General features: G+C 72.9%; 17 protein-coding genes. 8 read left to right on the top strand and 9 right to left on the bottom strand.

Going from position 1 to position 20,750, the window contains the following annotated elements; translation table 11 throughout:
- Positions 1-13: 13 nt before the first annotated feature.
- Positions 14-2,164 carry a methylmalonyl-CoA mutase gene (gene scpA, locus ACE3Q3_RS01810; RefSeq protein WP_374440883.1) on the bottom strand — a complete coding sequence of 717 codons (2,151 nt, stop codon included), beginning with the start codon at positions 2,162-2,164 and terminating at the stop codon, positions 14-16.
- Positions 2,165-2,274: 110 nt separating this feature from the next.
- On the opposite strand from scpA, the gene ACE3Q3_RS01805 reads away from it, so the two are divergent.
- A complete protein-coding gene (locus tag ACE3Q3_RS01805) occupies positions 2,275-2,499 on the top strand; it encodes an antitoxin MazE family protein (RefSeq protein WP_374440880.1) in 225 nt (74 codons plus the stop codon).
- Complete coding sequence (locus tag ACE3Q3_RS01800) at positions 2,496-2,840, top strand: type II toxin-antitoxin system PemK/MazF family toxin (RefSeq protein ID WP_374440878.1); 345 nt, start codon at positions 2,496-2,498, stop codon at positions 2,838-2,840. The genes ACE3Q3_RS01805 and ACE3Q3_RS01800 overlap by 4 nt, the downstream gene beginning before the upstream one ends.
- A gap of 10 nt (positions 2,841-2,850) precedes the next feature.
- Here the strand turns inward: ACE3Q3_RS01800 and ACE3Q3_RS01795 are convergent, their stop codons facing one another.
- The 6 genes from ACE3Q3_RS01795 to ACE3Q3_RS01770 all read right to left on the bottom strand — a co-directional run bounded on the left by ACE3Q3_RS01795 (position 2,851) and on the right by ACE3Q3_RS01770 (position 8,274).
- Positions 2,851-4,620, bottom strand: coding sequence for an extracellular solute-binding protein (locus tag ACE3Q3_RS01795; protein ID WP_374440876.1), 1,770 nt, complete (start codon positions 4,618-4,620; stop codon positions 2,851-2,853).
- Positions 4,621-4,654: 34 nt separating this feature from the next.
- Positions 4,655-5,521, bottom strand: coding sequence for a TIGR01459 family HAD-type hydrolase (locus ACE3Q3_RS01790; protein WP_374440873.1), 867 nt, complete (start codon positions 5,519-5,521; stop codon positions 4,655-4,657).
- A 103-nt stretch (positions 5,522-5,624) separates the two neighbouring features.
- Positions 5,625-5,801: a YegP family protein gene (locus ACE3Q3_RS01785; protein ID WP_374440870.1), complete on the bottom strand. Its 177-nt coding sequence runs from the start codon at positions 5,799-5,801 to the stop codon at positions 5,625-5,627.
- A 129-nt stretch (positions 5,802-5,930) separates the two neighbouring features.
- The gene (locus tag ACE3Q3_RS01780) at positions 5,931-6,488 is read right to left on the bottom strand and encodes a hypothetical protein (protein WP_374440868.1); all 558 of its coding nucleotides are present in this window, start codon (positions 6,486-6,488) and stop codon (positions 5,931-5,933) included.
- Positions 6,489-6,498: 10 nt separating this feature from the next.
- A complete protein-coding gene (locus ACE3Q3_RS01775; RefSeq protein ID WP_374440866.1) occupies positions 6,499-7,557 on the bottom strand; it encodes a quinone-dependent dihydroorotate dehydrogenase in 1,059 nt (352 codons plus the stop codon).
- Between the two features lie 78 nt (positions 7,558-7,635).
- Entirely contained in the window at positions 7,636-8,274 is a 639-nt protein-coding gene (locus tag ACE3Q3_RS01770) for a PadR family transcriptional regulator (RefSeq protein WP_374440863.1), read from the bottom strand.
- A 145-nt stretch (positions 8,275-8,419) separates the two neighbouring features.
- On the opposite strand from ACE3Q3_RS01770, the gene ACE3Q3_RS01765 reads away from it, so the two are divergent.
- On the top strand, positions 8,420-9,565 hold the full coding sequence (locus tag ACE3Q3_RS01765) for a M20 family metallopeptidase (RefSeq protein ID WP_374440860.1): 1,146 nt from the start codon (positions 8,420-8,422) through the stop codon (positions 9,563-9,565).
- A gap of 47 nt (positions 9,566-9,612) precedes the next feature.
- On the opposite strand, the gene ACE3Q3_RS01760 is transcribed toward ACE3Q3_RS01765, so the two are convergent.
- Entirely contained in the window at positions 9,613-10,017 is a 405-nt protein-coding gene (locus ACE3Q3_RS01760; protein WP_374440857.1) for a tellurite resistance TerB family protein, read from the bottom strand.
- A 95-nt stretch (positions 10,018-10,112) separates the two neighbouring features.
- Here ACE3Q3_RS01760 and ACE3Q3_RS01755 point away from each other — a divergent pair, with 95 nt between their 5' ends.
- Positions 10,113-11,042 (top strand): AEC family transporter, encoded by a 930-nt coding sequence (locus ACE3Q3_RS01755; RefSeq protein WP_374440854.1) that lies wholly within the window; start codon positions 10,113-10,115, stop codon positions 11,040-11,042.
- Here ACE3Q3_RS01755 and ACE3Q3_RS01750 read toward each other — a convergent pair.
- Positions 10,998-13,781, bottom strand: a complete 2,784-nt coding sequence (locus ACE3Q3_RS01750) for an ATP-dependent DNA helicase (RefSeq protein ID WP_374440851.1) — start codon at positions 13,779-13,781, stop codon at positions 10,998-11,000. The two genes, ACE3Q3_RS01755 and ACE3Q3_RS01750, sit on opposite strands and share 45 nt — an antisense overlap.
- A gap of 112 nt (positions 13,782-13,893) precedes the next feature.
- On the opposite strand from ACE3Q3_RS01750, the gene ACE3Q3_RS01745 reads away from it, so the two are divergent.
- From ACE3Q3_RS01745 to ACE3Q3_RS01730, 4 genes are all read left to right on the top strand, one after another.
- The gene (locus ACE3Q3_RS01745; protein WP_374440849.1) at positions 13,894-15,471 is read left to right on the top strand and encodes a lysine--tRNA ligase; all 1,578 of its coding nucleotides are present in this window, start codon (positions 13,894-13,896) and stop codon (positions 15,469-15,471) included.
- Positions 15,472-15,745: 274 nt separating this feature from the next.
- A complete protein-coding gene (locus ACE3Q3_RS01740; RefSeq protein ID WP_374440846.1) occupies positions 15,746-17,263 on the top strand; it encodes a M23 family metallopeptidase in 1,518 nt (505 codons plus the stop codon).
- A 150-nt stretch (positions 17,264-17,413) separates the two neighbouring features.
- On the top strand, positions 17,414-19,066 hold the full coding sequence (locus ACE3Q3_RS01735) for a hypothetical protein (RefSeq protein ID WP_374440843.1): 1,653 nt from the start codon (positions 17,414-17,416) through the stop codon (positions 19,064-19,066).
- A gap of 29 nt (positions 19,067-19,095) precedes the next feature.
- On the top strand, positions 19,096-20,724 hold the full coding sequence (locus ACE3Q3_RS01730; protein ID WP_374440841.1) for a glycosyl hydrolase family 17 protein: 1,629 nt from the start codon (positions 19,096-19,098) through the stop codon (positions 20,722-20,724).
- Positions 20,725-20,750 lie beyond the last annotated feature (26 nt).

Raw genomic sequence — 20,750 nt, 5'->3', positions numbered from 1 at the left:
CGGAGCGCCCGGGTCAGGCGGCCTTCCGCCGCCGGGCGACGAGGCCCAGGATCTCCGAAGCGGCGTGCGGGATGTTGGTCCCGGGCCCGTAGATCGCCGCCACCCCGGCCTCCTTCAGCGCGTCGTAGTCCTTGGGCGGGATGACGCCGCCGCAGACGACGACGATGTCGCCGCCACCCATCCGGCGCATCTCCGCGATGATCTGGGGCACCAGCGTCAGGTGGCCGGCCGCCTGGGTCGAGACGCCGACGACATGGACGTCGTTCTCGATCGCCTGCCGGGCCGCCTCCTCCGGGGTCTGGAAGAGCGGGCCGATGTCGACGTCGAAGCCGATGTCGGCGAAGGCGGTGGCGATGACCTTGGCGCCGCGGTCGTGCCCGTCCTGGCCCATCTTGACGACCAGCATGCGCGGCCGCCGCCCCTCGTCGCGGGCGAACGCCTCGACCTCGGCCTGGATGCGGCGGAAGCCGGCATCCTCGGCGAGGGCGCCGCCATAGACGCCGCTGACGCTCTGCACCGTGGCGCGGTGGCGGGTGAAGACACGCTCCAGCGCGTCGGAGATCTCCCCCACCGTGGCACGCGCCCGGGCGGCCTCGATCGCCGCCGCCAGCAGGTTGCCCTGGCCGGTCTCGGCGACCGCCGAGAGGGCGTCGAGCGCCGCCCGGCAGCGGGCGCCGTCGCGCCGGTTCTTGACGGTGTTGAGGCGGGCGATCTGCGCTTCGCGCACCTTGGTGTTGTCGATCGAGAGCACGTCGACCGTCTCGGCCGTCTCCGGCCGGTACTTGTTGACGCCGACGATGACCTCCGCACCGGTGTCGATCGCCGCCTGGCGGCGGGCCGCCGCCTCCTCGATGCGCAGCTTCGGCATGCCGCTCTCGACGGCCCGCGTCATGCCGCCCAGTTCCTCGACCTCGGCGATCAGCCTGCGCGCGGCGTCGGCCAGGTCGGCCGTCAGCCGCTCGACGTAATAGCTGCCGGCGAGCGGATCGACGACGTGGGGGACGCCCGTTTCCTCGGCGATGATGAGCTGGGTGTTGCGGGCGATGCGGGCCGAGAAGGGCGTCGGCAGGGCCAGCGCCTCGTCGAACGAGTTGGTGTGCAGCGACTGGGTGCCGCCCAGCACCGCCGCCATCGCCTCGATCGCGGTGCGGACGACGTTGTTGTAGGGGTCCTGCTCGGTCAGGCTGACGCCCGAGGTCTGGCAGTGGGTGCGCAGCGCCAGCGAGGTCGGGTTCTTCGGGTCGAACGGCCGGATCATCTCGGCCCACAGCAGGCGCGCCGCCCGCAGCTTGGCGATCTCCATGAAGAAGTTCATGCCGATGCCGAAGAAGAAGGAGAGGCGCGGCGCGAAATCGTCGATGCCGAGACCCTTGGAGAGGGCGGCGCGGACATATTCCAGCCCGTCGGCCAGCGTGAAGGCGAGCTCCTGGACCGCCGTCGCGCCCGCCTCCTGCATGTGGTAGCCGGAGATCGAGATCGAGTTGAACTTCGGCATGAAGCGGGCCGTGTGCGCGATGATGTCGGCCACGATCCGCATGCTGGGCCCGGGGGGATAGATGTAGGTGTTGCGGACCATGAACTCCTTGAGGATGTCGTTCTGGATCGTCCCCGAGAGCTGGTCCTGGCGCACCCCCTGCTCCTCCGCCGCGACGACGTACATGGCGAGCACCGGCAGCACGGCGCCGTTCATGGTCATCGACACGCTCATGCGGTCGAGCGGGATCTGGTCGAAGAGGATGCGCATGTCCTCGACGCTGTCGATCGCCACCCCGGCCTTGCCGACGTCGCCCTCGACCCTCGGATGGTCGCTGTCGTAGCCGCGGTGGGTGGCGAGGTCGAAGGCGACCGAGAGCCCCATCTGGCCGTTCCGGAGCGCCGCCCGGTAGAAGGCGTTCGACTCCTCCGCCGTCGAGAAGCCGGCATATTGCCGGATGGTCCAGGGCCGGCCGGCATACATGGTCGCGCGGGGCCCGCGGACATAGGGCGGGAAGCCCGGCAGCGTGCCCAGATGCGCCAGCCCCTCGAGGTCGGCCGCGGTATAGAGCGGCTTCACCGGAATGCCCTCCGGCGTCACCCGCACGAGGTCCCCGAGCGGCCGGTCGCGCAGCTCCTTGCGGGCCAGCTTGTCCCAGTCGGCGACGGTCTTGGGCGGAAAGTCGGTCATGGCTCGGGCGTCGGTGGAGGGTTGTGCCGACCAATATCGCGTCCCGAGGCGGGATGGTCAAACGCGCCTCCCGGCGCTAGGTTACATGTAACCATCGGAGGAGACGGGCCATGACCGCTGCGACCGGGCGGAAGACGTCCCGCGACAAGGTGCGCCAGCATCGCGAGCGCCTGCGCCGCCAGGGGCTGCGGCCGATCCAGATCTGGGTGCCGGATGTCCGCTCGCCGGAATTTCAGGCCGAGGCCCGCCGCCAGGCGCGCGCCGTGGCGGCGAGCAGCCAGGAGGCGGACGATCTCGCCTTCATCGACTCCCTGGTCGACTGGCACGGGGAGTGAAACGCGGCGAAATCTGGACGGTGGCCGGCGGTCCGGACTATGCGGGCAAGCCTCGCCCCGTCGTCGTCGTGCAGGACGACCTCTTCGACGATATCGGGTCGGTCACTTTCTGTGCCTTCACCACCAACGTGACCGACGCGCCCCTCTTCCGACCACCCGTCGAACCCAGTCCACGCAACGGCCTTCGCGTTCCGTGCCGCCTCATGGCGGACAAGATCATGACCGTGCCGAGGTCGAAGATCGGTTCACGGATCGGCCGGCTCGACGACGAGGACATGGTGCAGCTCAATCGGGCCATTCTCGTCTTTCTCGGCCTTGCCACGTCGTTGCGGACCGCCTGACGAGGGGGCGCTACGGCGCCTGCCACCAGCTATCGAGGTCGACGCCGGTGACGGGCGAGCGCGCGGGGTGGCCGAGGCGGGTCCACCAGGCGACGCGGTCGACGGGCTCGTACCAGAGCGGGACGACATGGTGGCCGGCGCGCAGCACGCGGTCGAGGGTGCGGGCCGCGACCGTCAGCTCGCCGCGCGTCCGGCTCGCGACCAGGGCCGCGATCGCCGCGTCGACCGCCGGCTCGGCGACGCCGGGATAGTTGCGGCTGCCCGGCTGGTCGGCCGCCTCGCGGCTCCAGTAGAAGGACTGCTCGTTGCCGGGCGACAGCGAGTTGGCCCAGAGATTGACGACGACGTCGAAGTCGAAGCTCTCGAGCCGCCCCTGGTACTGGGCGCTGTCGACGGTGCGGACCTGGGCCTCGATGCCGAGCCGCTTCAGCGTCCGCGCCCAGTGCTGGGCGAAGCGCTCGTGCTCGGGCTGGACCAGCAGGATCTCGAAGGCGAGCGGGCGCCCGGTCGCGGCCTCGGTCATGCGGCCGTCGCGGATGCGCCAGCCGGCCGCCGCCAGCCGCTCGAAGACGCGGCGGAGCTGGGCGCGGTCCTGGCCGGTTCCGTCCCCCGACAGCGGCACCGGCGGCGGGCCGAGGATGTCGGCCGGCAGGCGGTCGAGGAAGGGCGCGATCAGCGCGCGCTCGGCCGGCGAGGCGGGGCCGGCGGCGGCCAGCGGCGAATTGTCGAAATAGCCCGCCGTGCGGCGGTAGGCGCCGTGGAAGAGGACGCGGTTCGCCCATTCGAAGTCGAAGGAATCGACGAGCGCCGCGCGCACGCGCACGTCGGCCAGCACCGGGCGGCGGGCATTCAGCACGAAGCCGAACATGCCGGACGGACGGCCGTGGGCGATCTCGGCGCGGGTGACGCGACCGTCGGCCATCGCCGGGAAGTCGTAGCCCGCAGCCCAGCGCGCCGGGCTCGTCTCCACCCGGGCGTCGAGCAGCCCCGCCTTGAAGGCCTCGAAGGCGACGTTGGCCTCGCGGAAATAGTCGTAGCGGATTTCGTCGAAGTTGAAGCGGCCGCGGTTGATCGGCCGGTCGCGCCCCCACCAGCCAGGGTCGCGGCGATAGGTGACGTGGCGCCCCGGCTCCACCTCGGCGACGCGGTAGGGGCCGGAGCCGACGGGCGGCTCCAGCGTGCCCTGGTCGAAGTCGCGGCCGGCATAGACCGAGCGCGGCAGGACCGGCATCAGCCCGAGGATGAGCGGCAGCTCGCGGTCGCCCGAGCCGTCGAAGACGAGCTTCACCGTGCGCGCGCCGAGGCGCTCGGTCGCCGTCACCTTGGAATAGTAGAAGCGGTGGTTGGGCCGGCCGCGCCGGCGCAGCAGGTCGAGGGAGAAGAGGACGTCGTCGACCGTCACCGGCTCGCCCGTCTGGAAGCGGGCCGCGGGGTCGAGCGTGAAGGCGACCCAGGCGCGGTCGGGCGGCGTCTCGACCCGCTCGGCGAGGAGGCCGTAGAGGGTGAAGGGCTCGTCCTCGTTGCGCGTCAGCAGGCTCTCGAAGACGTAGCCGCGGATGCCGCGGGCCGGCACGCCCTTGATGACGAAGGGGTTGAGGCTGTCGAAGCTGCCGAGTGCGGCGACGGCGAGCCGCCCGCCCTTGGGGGCGGCGGGATCGGCATAGGGCAGGTGCCGGAAGTCGGCCGACAGTGCCGGCTCGCCATGCATGGCGATCGCATGGTCCGCGGCCGCGGCCGGCAGCGGCAGGAGAAACGGCAGCAGGGCGAGGAGGCGGCGCATCGCCCGAGCCCCCTTCCCGCCCCAGGGCCGCCGCCTACCGGAACCCGATCAGCGCCGCCGTCGGCCGGATGCCCTCGCGCGCGCAGGCCGCCTCGATGAGCGCCGGGTCCGGGCGCTCGCCGACGGCGGCGCCGAACTCCTCGGCATGGACGCCGCCGGTCACCAGGAAGGAGTGGATGCCGATCAGGTTGGCGCCGGCGACGTCGGTGCGCAGCGTGTCGCCGATGGCGCAGACCCGGTCGCGCGGCAGGCCCTCGAACATGTGCAGGATGCGGTCATAGACGCCGCGATAGGGCTTGCCGTGGTAGCGCACGCGGCCGCCCAGCTCCTCGTAGCGGCGGGCGAGCGTGCCGGCGCAGATGACGATGCGCGGCCCGATCATGACGACGAGGTCGGGGTTGGCGCAGACCATCGGCAGGCCGAGCTCGACGCCCCGGGCCAGCCGCTCCTCGTGGTCGGCCAGGGTCTCGTCATAGCCCCAGGGACCGGAATTCAGGATGAACTCGGCCTCCTCGACGCGCTCGACGCGCTCGATCGCGACCCCCTCGAAGAGGTTGACGTCGCGCGCCGGCCCGATGTGGAAACAGCGCCGCCCGAGCCCCTGGTAGAAGGCGTCCGGCCGGTCGCGCAGGTGGTGCCAGGTGTCCTCGCCCGAGGTCATGACGAAGTCGTACTTGCCCTTGGGCACGCCGAGCTCGACCATGCGCGCCTCGGCATGGATGGCGCGGCGCGGCGCGTTCGACAGCAGCGCGATCTTCTTGCCGGCGTCGTGGAGCCGCGTCAGCGCCTCCGGCACGCCCGGATAGGCGCGCGTGCCGTCGTGCAGCACCCCCCAGAGATCGAGGATGAAGCCGTCATAGCGCTCTTCGAGCGCGGAGATGTCGTCGTGGATGTGGATCATGGGGGCGGGGAACGGTCGGTTGCGGAGGCCAGCCGCGGGTTGTGCCATGCGCGACAGGCCGAGGCAATCCGACCGTCCCCGCCGAAGGATCGGCCAGCTGCCGTCATTCCTTGGTTCGGATCGGCGTGTCGGCGTTCGTGCCCTTCACCAGCCGGATCCCGTTCTCGCAGTCGGCCCGGTTGACATAGCCTTCGCCGCCGTTGGCGATCTGCTTTCCGTTCGCCGCGACGAGCCGCCACCGCCATTCCCCGCCGGTGTCGCGGTAGATCTCGAAGTGCATCGTTCCCTCCGTGATCCGTTCTTTGCGGGACGGCCGAGGGCCCTCCCGTGGGCATTGGCGGCCCCTGGCCGGGATTTGTCCATCGATTCGGGACATTCGCCCGTCGCCGCCGGGCCGCGCCCGGCATCGTCAGCACGACGTCCCGGCGCGCCGGGGTGCCGGGCGGGCGCCGTCGACGACGACCACGCGGGCGGCCGCCCGATGCTCCGCCAGCCCCGCCATGATCTTCGGCCGGGTGTCGCGGTCGAAGTTCCAGATGTAGCGCAGGAACTCCCAGTCGAGGCGCTCGGGGCAGCCGGGGGCGAGGTCGGGGCGGGCGCGGCCGTAGTGGCGCCAGACGCGGCCGAGGACGCGGCGGATGCAGACCAGCCGCGGCACCTCGAACCAGACGACGAGCTCGGCCCTGGGCAGGCGCAGGTCGAAGCTGTTGGAGAAGTTGCCGTCGGTGATCCAGCGGTCGCCCGCAAGCGCTTCGGTGACGCGGGCGCGGAAGGTCTCGCGGTCGGCCTCGACCCAACCCGGCTGCCAGAAGAGCCGGTCGAGATGGACGACCGGCAGGTCGAGCTCCGCCCCCAGGCGGCGGGCCAGCGTCGACTTGCCGCTGCCCGACCGGCCGAGGATGACGATGCGCTGCGGCCGGCGCTCCAGCGCCTCGGCCAGCGCCGGCGGGTGGGGCGGCGGGGCCATCGCGGGCGCCCTAGCGGTGGTCGGCGCCGACGGCCTCGGCCGCGCGGGCGAAGCCGTCGCGGGCCAGCAGCGCCGCCAGCTCGGCCTTGATGCGGCGGACGAGGCCCGGCCCCTCGTAGACCAGCGCGGTATAGAGCTGCACGAGCGAGGCGCCGGCGCGGATCTTGGCGTAGGCGTCGGCGCCGCTGGCGACCCCGCCGGCGCCGACGATCGGGATGCGGCCCTGGGTGCGGCGCCAGAGGTCGCCCAGGACCGCCGTCGAAAGCGGGAAGAGCGGCCGGCCGCTGAGGCCGCCCGCCTCCCCCTTGGCGGCGGCGCGGAGGCCCGCCGGGCGCGAGACCGTGGTGTTGCCGACGACGAGCCCGTCGACCCCGCTCTCCAGCGCGACCTGGGCGATGTCGTCGCGGTCCTCGTCGGTCAGGTCGGGGGCGACCTTGAGGAGGAGCGGCGGCGCGCCCGCCGGCACGGCGCGGGCGCGGGCCGCCAGCACGGCCCGGGCCAGCGCCAGCAGCGGCTCGCGCCGCTGCAGGTCGCGCAGGCCGGGCGTGTTGGGGGAGGACACGTTGACGACGAGATAGTCGGCGAGCGGCGCCACCCGCTCGATGCCGGCGACATAGTCGGCGACGGCGTCCGCCTGGTCCTTGTTCTTGCCGACATTGGCGCCGACGATGCCGGCGCGCGGCCGCGCGGCCAGGCGCGCGGCATAGGCGTCGAGCCCGCGGTTGTTGAAGCCGAAGCGGTTGATGACCGCCCGGTCCTCGGGCAGGCGGAAGAGGCGGGGCTTGGCGTTGCCGGCCTGCGGGTGCGGCGTCACCGTGCCCGTCTCGACGAAGCCGAAGCCGAAACGCAGCATCGCGTCCGGCACCCGCGCGTCCTTGTCGAAGCCGGCGGCGAGCCCGACCGGGTTCGGGAAGCGCCGCCCCCAGAGCTCGACCGCGAGCGCCGGCGGGTCCGCCGCCACGCGCGGCGCCGGCGCCAGCCCGCTCTCGAGCAGCCGCAGGGTCAGGTCGTGCGCCGCCTCCGCCGGCAGTGCACGGATGAGCGGCAGGGCCGCACGATAGAGGTCCATGGAAGGAGACCGCATAGGCCGAAGCGGCCCGGCCCGCAAGCCTTCCCCGAACCCCTGCCGCGCGGCCTGCGCCGCCGCCTACAGCCGCTCGATCTTCTGCGCCGCCTCGTCGAGGATCGCCGCCACGTCGAGCAGCGTCTCGCGGCCGACGGCCTCGCCCGCCAGACGGTCGCGCAGGACGGTGTGGAGGTTGGCCATGGCGCGGCTGACCGGGCCGGTGTCGAGCCGGTCGCGGTCGCGGCCGAGCGCGTCGAGCCGGGCCAGCGCCGCCTCCGCCTCCGCCCGGTGGGCGTCGAGATGGGCGCGGCCGTCTTCGGTCAGCGAGAAGCTGCGCCGCGTGCCCTCGGTCCGCGCCTCGGCGATGTGACCCAGTTCGTCGAGCACCGAAAGCGTCGGGTAGACGACGCCCGGGCTCGGCGCGTAGGCGCCGCCCGTCCGCGTCTCGATCTCGCGGATCAGGTCGTAGCCGTGGCGGGCCTCGCCCTCCAGCAGGTGGAGGAGGACGAGGCGGAGGTCGCCGGAATCGAGCGCCCGGCGCCCGCCGTCCCGCCCGCCGCGGCCGCGGCCGTGTCCATGCCCGGGCCCGCCCCGGTCGCCGGCAAAACCGTCGCCGCCGCGGCGCGGCCCGCGCATGGCGTGGCGGTGGTCAGGGCCGAAGTCGCGCCCCTGGCCGCGGCCGCGGCCGTGGTGGTCGGTATGAACGTGATCGTAGTGCAAGTGTGCGTACTCCTTCTTGGTACGCACTTCGATATATCTAAGTTGCGTCGGCTTTCAAGGGCCCATCGCACATGCGGATGCCCGCGATTGCCGGTATGGTGTCGCCCGAACCTGCCCGCCACCCTCGCCGAGAGCCTGCCGTCCCATGAACGAACAGCCGCGCAACGAACCCGTCATCCGCGCCGAGGAGATCTTCGAGGGCATCCGGGACTGGGTGGCGATCGAGAGCCCGTCGGGCGATGCCGCCGCCGTCAACCGGATGGCGGACCACGTCCAGGCCGGGCTGGCGCGGCTCGGTGCCGTCATCGAGCGCACGCCGGGCCGCGACGGTTTCGGCGACATCCTGAAGGCGCGCACGCAATGGGGCGGCGACGGGCCCGGCATCCTGGTGCTGTCGCACATCGACACCGTCCACCCGATCGGCATGATCCAGAAGCTGAAGTTCGAGCGGCGGGGCGACGTCGTCTTCGGCCCCGGCATCTACGACATGAAGGGCGGTGCCTACCTCGCCTACTACGCCTACCAGCACCTCGTCCGCGCCGGCCGGCAGACGCCGCTGCCCGTCACCTTCATGTTCGTGCCCGAGGAGGAGGTCGGCAGCCCGACCTCCCGCGAGATGATCGAGGCCGAGGCGCGCAAGAACAAGTACGTGCTGGTGACCGAGCCGGCGCGCGACGGCGGCAAGATCGTCACCTCGCGCAAGGGCGTCGGCCGCTTCGTCGTCGAGGTCGAGGGCCGGCCGGCCCATGCCGGGGCGCGCCACGAGGACGGGCGCAGCGCGGTGCGGGCGCTGGCCAAGCTGATCCTCGAGATCGAGGGGATGACCGACTATGCCCGCGGCATCACCACCAATGTCGGGCTGATCTCCGGCGGCACCGGGGTCAATGTCGTGCCGCAGTTCGCCACGGCCGAAGTCGACCTGCGGGTGCCCGACGCGGCGACCGGCGAGGAGATGGTGGCGCGCATCCTGGCGCTCTCGACCGACGAGCCCGACGTCCAGGTCCGGGTGACGGGCGGCATGAACCGGCCGCCCTACGTCAAGGACGAGAAGATCGCCAAACTCTTCGACCACGCGAAGATGCTGGCGGCCGAGATCGGCTTCGACCTCCAGGACTGCCCGATCACCGGCGGCGGTAGCGACGGCAACTTCACCGCCGCGGTCGGCGTGCCGACGCTGGACGGGCTCGGCGTCGACGGCAAGGGCGCCCACACCGACTACGAGCAGGCCTACTACTCGTCCTTCGAACCGAGGGCGAAGCTGATGCTGCGGCTGCTGGAGACGCTGACCTGACGGGTGGAAGCGCGGGCGCGGATGCCGGCCTGTCCCGCCGCTCCCGGCTATCCCCGGGCGTAGCGGGCGCGGGCGCCGCGCTCGATGGCGGCGGCGGTCAGGCGGTCGACGTCGAGCCGGTGGCGGATCATCTCGAGCAGGCGCAGTTCCTCCTGGCTCGCCTTGACGTCCGAGGCGACGACGTCGCAGGCGAGCGCGTAGGCGGTCTCGCGCAGCTTCGGCGGCAGCGCCTCCTTGATCTGCTTCAAGGCGACGTCGAGCCCGTCCTCCTGCTGCAGCAGGTCGACGCACGCCGACGCGATCTGCGCCAGGCGGCCGCGCTCGAAATCCCGGAAGATCGGCAGGTGGCCGACGATCTCGCCGATGGTCGAGACCTCCGGGTCGGTCATGTCGCGGTCCGCGGCGGCGGCCAGCACCATCGTCTGGATCAGGGCATCCTGGGGATTGAGCATCGGGCCGTCCGGTCGTTGAGCGTGGCGGCGGATGTGGAAGAACCGGGCCCGGCTTGTCAAGCAGACCGCGCCCGGCGGGCCCGGGGCCGAGGGTGATGGACGCGGTCGTCGACGTCGTCCTGCCGGTCTTCGCCATCATGGCGTCGGGCTATGCGGCGGGCCGCTTCCGGGTGCTCGGCCCGGGGGCGAGCGAGGCGCTCAACGCCTTCGTCTACTGGTTCGCCCTGCCGGCCCTCCTCTTCCACGCCATGGCCAGGGTCCCGGTGGCGGAGGTCCTGCACCTGCCCTTCCTCGCCGCCTTCGGCGGGGCCTTCCTCGCGACCTACCTCATGGGCATGGCGGCGGGGCTGCTCTTCGCGCGGCCCAATCTCGCCTACCAGGGCCTCCAGGGGCTGGCGGCCAGCTTCGCCAACACCGGCTACATGGGCCTGCCGCTCTACCTCACCGCCTATGGCGCCGGCGGCGTGCTGCCGGCGGTGGTGGCGACCGTCTTCAACGCCGCCGTCGCCGTCGCGCTCGCCATCGTCGTCACCGAGATCGGACGGTCGGAGCGCTCGGGCGCCCGGGTCGCGCGCGACGCCGCCCGGGCGGTCCTGACCAACCCGCTGCTGCTGGCCCCCGCGGCGGGCCTCGCCTGGTCGGCGGCGGGGCTCGGCCTGCCCAAGCCGGTCGCAACCTACCTCGACCTCATGGGCGCGACCGCCGGGCCGGGCGCCCTCTTCGCGGTCGGCCTCTTCATGGTCGGCAAGCCGCTCGCCGGCTCGCTGCCGGAACTCGCCTGGATCAGCCTCTGCAAGCTGGTGCTGCAGCCGCTGCTCGCCGCCTGGCTCGCCTGGCGGGTGTTCGCGCTCGAGCCCGAATGGGCGGCCGCCGCCGTCATCATGTCGGCCCTGCCGACGGGCGCGCTCGCCTTCGTGGTGGCGCTGCGCTACGGCATCTACGTCGCCGGCACCTCGACGGCGATCCTCGCCACCACCGCCCTATCCTTCGTCACCCTGTCGGTCGCCCTGGCGCTCGTCGGCTGACGCCCCGCCGGGCGCGAGGAAGCCGCGCGTCGCCTGCACCGCATCCGCCAACCCCATCCGCTCGACGGTGACGCCGGTCGGGAAGGCGCCGAAGAGGCGCGACGGGAAGGCGCGGTCGAGCAGCACGAAGACGCCGCGGTCGTCCGCCCGGCGGACCAGCCGGCCGAAGGCCTGGCGCAGGCGGAAGCGCGTCAGCCGCTCGTCGTAGGCGGCGCCGCCGAAGGCCGCGCGCCGGGCCTTGTGCAGAATGTCGGGCCGCGGCCATGGCACCCGGTCGAAGACGATGAGGCGCAGCGAGCGGCCGGGCACGTCGACGCCGTCGCGCACCGCGTCGGTTCCGAGCAGGCAGCTCTCCTCCTCCGCCCGGAAGATGTCGACCAGCGTCGTCGTGTCGAGCCCGTCGACATGCTGGGCGTAGAGCGGCAGGCCGGCGGCGTCGAGCGCCGGGGCGATGCGGTGGTGCACCTGGCGCAGGCGGCTGACGGCGGTGAAGAGGCCGAGGGCGCCGCCGCCCGCGGCGAGGAAGAGCGCGCGATAGGCGGCCGCCACCTGGTCCGGGTCGTCCTTCCGCAGATCGGTCACCACCAGCACCCGCGTCTGCGCCGCATAGTCGAAGGGCGAGGGCAGGCTGGCGCGGCGGGCAGGCACGGCCAGGTGGCGGGCCCCCGTGCGCTCCTCGGCCGCGGCCCAGTCGGCGTCGGGGTCGCCGACGCCGTCGGTCAGGGTGGCCGAGGTCACCAGCACGCCATGCGCCGGCTTCACCACCGCCTCGGCGAAGGGCACCGTCGGGTCGACCCAGTGGCGGTACATGCCGACGTCGAGATCGTGGCCCTCGAAGCGCTCGACGGCGAGCCAGTCGACGAACTCGGGCGGGGTGTCGCGGCGGAGGTCGCGCAGCATCGCCTGCCAGCCGGCGACCTCGCCGTCGGCGCGGCGGGCGAGGCCGCGGACGATCGCCTCGATGCGCATCCGGGTCGCGGTGTCGACCTCGTCGGCCTCGTCGTCGCGCAGCGCCTTCAGCCGCTCGACCAGGGTGCGCATCGGCCGCGCCAGCTTCGCCAGCGCCGCCTCCAGCGCCTCCGCCGCCTCCGACAGCCCGTCGACCGGCGGCCACACCGCGGCCTCCTTGCCGTAGTTCGACTGGTCGCGTTCGGGCGAGCGGGCATGGACCTGCTGGCGGACCAGCGTCAGGAACGCCTCCGTCGGCCCTTCGGGCTTGCCGCCGGCAAGCCGCGGCAGCCAGCCTTCCGTCGGCAGCGCGGCGGCCGCGACCAGGATGTCCTCCAGCGCCCGCTCGGCCTGGGCGTCGCCCGTCACCAGGTCCTCGACCCGCCGCCGCAGCCCGCGGGCGCGGCTGCGCCGCCCCGCCTCGGCCCCGCGCAGCCAGCGCCGGAGGTCGGCCGTCTCCTGCCCCGAGAGATGGGCGGCGAAGGCGCCGTCAGCGGCGTCGAAGACGTGGTGGCCCTCGTCGAAGACGATGCGGGTCGGCAGGGTCGTGTCGTCCATGCCGCCCAGCGCCGCCTGGACCATGACGAGCGCGTGGTTGGCGATGACGATCTCGGCCCGCCGGGCGCGCCGGACCGAGCGCTCGATGAAGCACTTGTGGTAGTGCGGGCAGGCGGAATAGACGCACTCGCCGCGCCGGTCGGTCAGGCCCAGGGTGCGGCCGCGGCCGACGAGCTGGGCGAGCCAGGCCGGGAAGTCGCCGCCGACCATGTCGCCGTCGCGCGAGGCCGCCGCCCAGCGCGCCATCAGGCCGAGCGGGATGGCGTCGGCCGGGCGGCCGCGGGTCGCGTCCACCGCCTCCTCGAAATTGAGCAGGCAGAGATAGTTCTCCCGCCCCTTGCGGACGACGACCCGGCGCGCCTTGAGGATCGGGTCGGCATGCAGCCGGTCGAGCTCGTCGTCGATCTGGCGCTGGAGGTTGCGGGTGTAGGTCGAGACCCAGACCGCGCCGCCGTTGCGCTCGGCCCAGAGGGTGGCCGGCGCGAGGTAGCCCAGCGTCTTGCCGACCCCGGTGCCGGCCTCGGCCAGGACGACGGCCGGCTCCCCCACCCGCTCGCGCGGGACGAAGGCGCCGGCCGCCGCCGCGGCATATTCGGCCTGCTGCGGCCGGCGCTCGGCCGCGGGACCGAGCAGCTCCGCCAGCCGCTCCGTCGCCTCCTCGGGCGCGACCGGCAGCGAGCCGGACGGCGGCTCCGGCGCATGCTCGGACCATTCGCCGAGGCGCGCCCAGACCTGGAGCGGGGCGGCGCTGGCGTGGGCTGGGTCGGCCGCGTCGCCGAAGGCCGCGAGCACGGCCGGCGCCCAGATCCAGCCGCCGCGCGCCATGGCGCGGGCGATGCCGCGCGCGTCGGCGTCGCCCTCCTCGGCAAGGTCCTGGAGCAGGCGCCGCGCTAGGGCCGGCAGCAGCAGCGCCGCCTCCTCCCGCCCCTCGGGGACCTCGAACCCCAGTGCCTGGGCGAGGCCGCGCGCGGTCGGCACGCAGAAGGTGGCCGGCCGGCAGAAGGCGTAGAGTTCGAGCAGGTCGAGGCAGGGAAAGGATTCGAGGCCGAGACGGCGCGCGGTCGCCCGGCCGTGGACGACGAAGGGCGCGGCGGCCTCGATCCGGCGGCGCACGGCCTCCAGTCCCAGCACCTCGGCCGCGCCGCCGCCGACCGGGACCCACGCCGCCTCGCGCAGGCCGACCACGAGACTGGGCGCCACGGGCAGGGCGGCGACGGCGGGCGACTCGGTCATAGGCCCCTATATATAAGGTGCAGGGCCGGCCGGGAGCCGGCATTGACGCTGCCCCGGCCAGCGCCTAGCTTCCGCGCTCCCTTTTTCCTTGGGCAGCAGCAGGAGACCGACGGTGACGGACCCGGAGCAGCGCAGCCTCGCGCAGGCGGCGAAGGCGTGGCCTTTCGAGGAGGCACGACGGCTCCAGGAGCGCTTCGCCGGCAAAGCGCCCGAGAAGGGCTACGTCCTCTTCGAGACCGGCTACGGCCCCTCGGGCCTGCCGCATATCGGCACCTTCGGCGAGGTCGTGCGCACGACCATGGTGCGCCGCGCCTTCGCCGAACTGAGCGACCTGCCGACCCGGCTCTTCGCCTTCTCCGACGACATGGACGGGCTGCGCAAGGTCCCCGACAACATCCCGAACCCGGAGCTGGTGCGCCCGCATCTCGGCAAGCCGCTGACCGCGGTGCCCGACCCGTTCGGCACCCACGACAGCTTCGGCGCCCACAACAACGCCCGGCTGCGCGCCTTCCTCGACGCCTTCGGCTTCGACTACGAGTTCCAGAGCGCCACCGAGTGCTACCGCTCCGGGCGCTTCGACCGGACCCTGCGCACGGTGCTGGAGCGCTACGACGAGGTCATGGCGGTGATGCTGCCGAGCCTGGGGGCGGAGCGGCAGGCGACCTACAGCCCGTTCCTGCCGGTCAGCCCGGCGACCGGCCGCGTGCTCCAGGTGCCGCTCCTCCATCGCGACGCCGACGCCGGCACCATCGCCTTCCAGGACGAGGACGGGAAGACGGTCGAGGTGCCGGTGACGGGCGGCCACTGCAAGCTGCAGTGGAAGTGCGACTGGGCGATGCGCTGGGTGGCGCTCGGCGTCGACTACGAGATGGCCGGCAAGGATCTGATCGACAGCGTCCGCCTGTCGAGCCGGATCGCGCAGATCCTCGGCGGCCACCCGCCCGAGGGCTTCAACTACGAGCTTTTCCTCGACGAGGCCGGCGAGAAGATCTCGAAGTCGAAGGGCAACGGCCTGTCGGTCGAGGACTGGCTCGCCTACGCGCCGCCCGAGTCCCTGTCGCTCTTCATGTACCAGCAGCCGCGGCGGGCCAAGCGCCTCTATTTCGACGTCATCCCGCGCGCGGTCGACGAGTATCTCGGCTTCGTCGAGAAGTTCCCGGCCGAAACGCCCGCGGCGAAGCTCGAGAACCCCGCCTGGCACATCCACGCCGGCGCCCCGCCGGCGGCCGAGGTGCCGCTGACCTTCGGCCTGCTCCTCAACCTCGTCGGCGTCGCCCATGCCGAGAGCAAGGACGTGCTCTGGGGCTTCATCAGCCGCTACGCCCCCGGCACCCGTCCGGAGAGCGCGCCGATGCTGGACCGCCTCGCCGGCTACGCCATCCGCTACTACCAGGACTTCGTGAAGCCGCGGCAGGTGCCGCGGGCCCCGACCGCGGTCGAGCGCGCGGCGATGGAGGACCTGGCGGCGACGCTGGCGGCGATGCCGGCCGACAGCGACGCGAGCTCCCTCCAGAACGCGGTCTACGAGGTCGGCAAGCGCCACCCGTTCCCCAGCCTGCGCGACTGGTTCAAGGCGCTCTACGAGGTGCTGTTCGGGCAGAGCGAGGGGCCGCGCATGGGCTCCTTCGTGGCGCTCTTCGGCATCCCGGAGACGGTGGCGCTGGTCCGCGCCGCCCTCGCCCGCGAGTGATTCGCGGGCCGGCGACCGGCGGAGTCGCGGGCGACGGCAGGTGTCGCCGCCATCCTCCTGCGGCGCGGATCGGTGACCGCGGCCACTCCCGGACTCTGCGGAATTCCGCGTGCGACGCGATCGTCAAGTTCGCCATTGTCGCAGCGGTACCGGAGAATGCCCGTTTGACAGGCGGCGAAGCCGTTCGTAACAATCGTTAACAAAGGCGGGTGGGGGCCCGCCGCCGGTGTTCACGAGTTGGGAGGGGGGCATGCGTCGAGCGATGCCGTACGGAGTGTTTGCGTCGTTCCTGGGAACGACCTCCGCAATCGTCCTGGCCGCCGCCGTCGCCGCCCTCATCCCCGCCAGTTCTCCGGCCCTCGCCGCCCCCACCGAACGGGCCGCCGGCATTCCCCAGAAGAAGCCCGTCCCGACCGCCGCCAAGGCCAGGCCGGCGGCCGTGCCCGCGGCCAAGCCGGCCGGCATCAAGCCGAGCCTGACCAAGGCGGCTGCCGCCACGCCCGCCGCCAAGCCGCTCACCTTCCAGGGTCGGCCGGCGACGCTGCCGACCGGCAAGCCGGCGGCGAAGGCGGTCGCACCCGGCAAGGCGAAGCCCGGGGGCAAGGCCGCGGCGGTGCGCCCGGCCAGCTTTCTCGCGCGGCCCGCGGCGGCGACCCGGGCCCTCTACCGACCGGCCTCGGCCCCTGCGGCGGCGGCGGACCAGGACCGGCGGGTCCTGGCGCTCGTCGAGGAGGACGAGACGTTGATCGACGTGCTGGTCCGCGAAAACGTCGACGTCGACGACCTGATCGCCGCGGTCGACGCCTTCGAGGACATCGAGGAACGCCAGCGTCTGGTGCCGGGCGACCGTATCGAACTCGTCCTCGACGGGGCCAACGCCGCCGGCGAGCGCAGCCTCGCCGCGCTCCGGGTGATCCGCGCCCAGGGCGGGGACGTGACCCTGGCCCGCGGCCGCGACGGCAGCTTCACCGCCTCGGAGGGTGCGGACCCGCGCGCCGCCCGTTTCGTCACCATGACCGGCACCGTCTCGGACGACTGGCGCCAGTCGATGGCCCGGGCCGAGGTGCCGACCGACCTGATGGCCGAGATCGACCGCCTGCTCGCGCTCGACGCCGACCTGCCGCGACCGGTGCCGCAGGGCGCCACCTTCGAGATCCTGGCCGAGCGGCGCGAGGGCCAGGGCCGCGCCACCAGCCACATCGCGCGCTATGTCGGCGTCCGCGTCGCCGGCTACGACCATCGCATCTACCGCTACATGCCGCAGGACGGCGCCGCCGGGTACTTCGACGAGCATGGCCGCAGCGTCGCCCCGCTGACGCTGGCGACGCCGGTCGCGGACGCCCGCCTCACCTCCGAATTCGGCTGGCGCAAGCATCCGAAGCTGAAGCGCCGCATGTTCCACCGCGGCATCGATCTCGCGGCGCCGATCGGCACCCCGATCGTCGCCTCGGCCGACGGGACGGTGGAATGGGCCGGCTGGCGCGGCGCCTATGGCCGCTACGTCCGGCTCACGCACGGCAGCGGCCTGTCGACCGGCTACGGCCATCTCAGCGACTACGCGCCCGGCGTCACCGAGGGCGCCACCGTGCGGCAGGGCCAGGTGATCGGCTATGTCGGCTCCTCCGGCCGCTCGACCGGCCCGCATCTCGACTTCTCGGTGCTGGTCGACGGCCGCCCGGTCAACCCGATGCATGCGCTGATGCCGGCACCGCGCGACCTGCGCGGGCCGGAGCTGGTCGCTTTCCGCGAGCACGTCGCCCAGATCGCCACCCTCGCCCAGGCCACCCCGTAGCAGCCCGGCCGACCGGCCGCCGATCACGACCTTCACGAGACGGCCGATGGCCCGGAGCGGGTGGAATAGCCGTTGCCCTGGCCCGTTGTCCGCCCAGGCGGTGTTGCGGGCACCCGGTTTTCAACCCCTTGGCGCAGGGCAGTTCCCTTCATGACGACGTTCGAACCCAGCGACCTGACCGGCGACGGGTCGGCGCGACGGACGATCCCTGCGCCCCGGTGGCGGGATCTCGCCCTGGCCGGGGATTTCGCCGGGCGCCTCGCCTTCGCCGGCGCGGTCGCGCTCGGCCTCGCCGTGCCGCTGGTCTGGGTCGCCGCCCAGTTCTATGCGCCGATCGACCACGATACCGGCGCCATCCTCTACTTCTCCGACCGCTGGTGGGCCGGCGAGCGCCTCTATGTCGATCTGATCGACGTCAATCCGCCGCTGGTCTTCATCCTCGGGCTGGTGCCGGTGCTGCTGAAGCAGTGGACGGGACTGTCCGAGCCGACGGCGCTCATCGGCTGCGTCGTCGCCGCCTCGATCGCATCGGCCTTCCTCTCCTGGCGCCTGCTCGCATGGCGGGCGTCGCGGATCGGCCACGGCCAGACCGGGATGCTGACGGCGACCCTGGTGCCGCTCGCCCTGCTGTTCGCGCTCCTGACGCCGGGCGAACTCGGCCAGCGCGAGCACCTGATGGTGGTGCTGACGGCGCCCTACGTGGTCCTGGCGGCGCTGCGGCTGGAGGGCCACCGCGTCGCCCCGTCGATCGCCGTCGCGATCGCGCTCGCCGCCGCGGCGGGCTTCGCCCTCAAGCCCTTCTTCCTCATCGTCCCGGCGGTGATCGAAGGCTTCGTCCTCCTCGTCCGGCGGCGCGCCGCCTTCCGCGACCCGATGCCGTGGACCATGGCGGCCTTCTGGGCGGCCTATGCCGCGCTGACCGTCGCCGCCTTCCCGGAGTATGTCCGCACCATCCTGCCGTGGACGCTGGAACTCTACTCGCGCCTCGGCGATTCCAGCCCCCTCGTCGCCTTCAACCGCGGTTTCCTGCCGATCGAGATCGGCATCCTGGTGCTCGCCGTCCTCACCCTGCTGATGGTGCCGTCGCGGCTCTGCCAGGCGCTCTCGCTCTTCGCCATCGGCGCGGCGGTGACCACCATCGTCCAGGGCAAGGGCTGGTCGCACCAGTGGCTGCACGCCGACCTCGCCTTCATCCTGCTCGGCGCCGCGGTCATCGCCGCCGCGGCGGAACGCTACGGGCCGACCGACATCCTGCGCCGCCGGCGCCTCGGCGCGACGCTGGTGGTCGGCATCCTGGCCCTCTCCTACGTCGCCGCCAACAACGACGCCCCGCCCTGGTTCCGCGTCGACCGCATGGGCTATGACGGCCGCCTCGGCCGCCAGATCGCCCTCGTCGAGGCCGAGCCGAACCGCGAGTCGTTCCTGGCGCTGTCGCCCGGCATCTACCCCTTCTTCCCCATGCTGAACTACACGGGCGCCCGGATGGCGATGCCCTACATGAGCATGTGGGTGCTCCAGGGCGTCTACAAATACTGTCCCGAGAAGGGGCCGCAGCAGTTCCATGCCCCTGACGCGATGTCGCCGGCGGAGCGGCACGTCTTCGACACGGTCACCGAGGGGCTGGTCCGCAACCGGCCGCCGCTCGTCGTGGTCGACCGCGTCCCCGGCATGCCGACCTGCGACGGCAAGGTCTTCGATTACCTGGCCTACTTCATGCAGAGCTCGCGCTTCGCCAGCGAGTTCCTGAACTACGAGCTCTACAAGACCTTCGACCGCTACATCGTCTACCGCCGCCGCGCCTGACGCGGCGCCTGCCCCGGATTCCCGACCCCGTGCTGCGTCTGCTTGCCCTCGTCGCCGGGGCGCTTGTCGCCCTTGCCGCCAACTGGCTGTTCTGGAGCCTGCCCAACCGCCCCTACGACCTGGAGGCGCGGCCGCTCGGCATCATCCGCAGCGTCTCCTTCGCACCGTTCCGCGACGGTCAGAGCCCGCTCGTCAAGCGCTACCCCAGCGCCGCCGAGATCGAGGAGGACCTGACGCTCCTCAAGGGCCGGGTCGCCGGCGTGCGCACCTACACCAGCCGCGAGGGGCTGGAGGTGGTGCCGGAGATCGCCCGCCGCCTCGGCCTGCAGGTCACCATGTCGGCCTGGATCGGCAGCGAGGCCGATATCAACGACCAGGAGGTCGAGGCACTGATCGGCCTCGCCAACGCCTATCCCGACGTCATCACGCGGGTGATCGTCGGCAACGAGGTGCTGCTGCGCAAGGAACAGAAGCCCGAGGCGCTGGCCGCCTACATCCGGCGCGTCCGCGCCGCCGTGAAGCAGCCGGTCAGCTATGCCGACGTCTGGGAGTTCTGGAAGCGCAACCCGGCGCTCGCCGCCGAGGTCGACTTCGTCACCATCCACATCCTGCCCTATTGGGAGAACCACCCCTCTTCCGTGGAGGATCTCGAACCCCACGTCATGGCCGCCTATCGCGAGATCGAGCGCGCCTTTCCCGGCAAGCCGCTGCTGATCGGCGAGGCCGGCTGGCCGAGCGCCGGGCGGCAGCGCGGACCGGCGGTGCCGTCGCTGGTCAACAAGGCGCGCTTCGTCAACGGCTTCCGGGCGCTCGCCGCCGACCGGGGCGTCGACTACAACCTGATCGAGGCCTTCGACCAGGGCTGGAAGCAGAAGCTCGAGGGCACGGTCGGCGCCAACTGGGGGCTGTTCTCGGCCGATCGCGTCGCCAAGTGGGGGGCGGACGGCAAGGTCGTCGAGGACCCGCACTGGCGTCGGCACTTCCTCGTCACCGGGGCGATCGCGCTCCTCCTGCTCGGCTGGATCGCGATCACCCGGCCCGGCCTCTCCGCCCACGGCGCGCTCTGGGCCGCCGCCGGCGCCCAGGTCATCGCCACCGCGGGCGTCTCGGCGGTGCTGCTCGAATGGCTCCATGCCTATTCCGCCTGGCGCCTCGCCTGGACCGGCTTCGCCGCCCTGCTGACGCTGGCGACCGCGGCCGCGCTCGCGACCGCCTTCCGCAGCCTGGGCGCACCGGAAGCGGCGGGGGCGCCCTGGGCGCGCCGGGCCGCCCGGCTCTACGGCGTCTGGGCGGCGCTGGCCGTCGCCCATGGCTTCGCGATCGCCTTCGACGGCCGCTACCGCGACTTCCCGAATGCCCTCTTCGCCCTGCCGCTCGTCGGCACCGCCGTCTTCCTGGCGGCGCGCCTCGCCCTCGGTCGCCGGCCGACGCTGGCGATCGACGGCCTCTACGCCGCCGGCAGCGGGCCCGTCCTTGGCGGGGACGGCCGCGCGATCCTCTTCGCGGGCGCGCTCGCGACGGCGATCGGCGTCACCATCGGCGAGACCCTCGCCAACCGCGAGGCCCTGGTCTGGGCGGCGATGACGGTGCTGATGGCGCTCCCCTTCGCCGCCGGCATGCGCCTCACGGCGCGGCCGCCACGTCCGGCCCGGACCTGACCCCCGAAACGACGAGAGCCCGGCCG

It is taken from the genome of Allostella sp., from assembly GCF_041913585.1.
Taxonomy (GTDB): Bacteria; Pseudomonadota; Alphaproteobacteria; order ATCC43930; family Allostellaceae; genus Allostella.
This window is presented reverse-complemented; position numbering and strand designations above follow the sequence as displayed.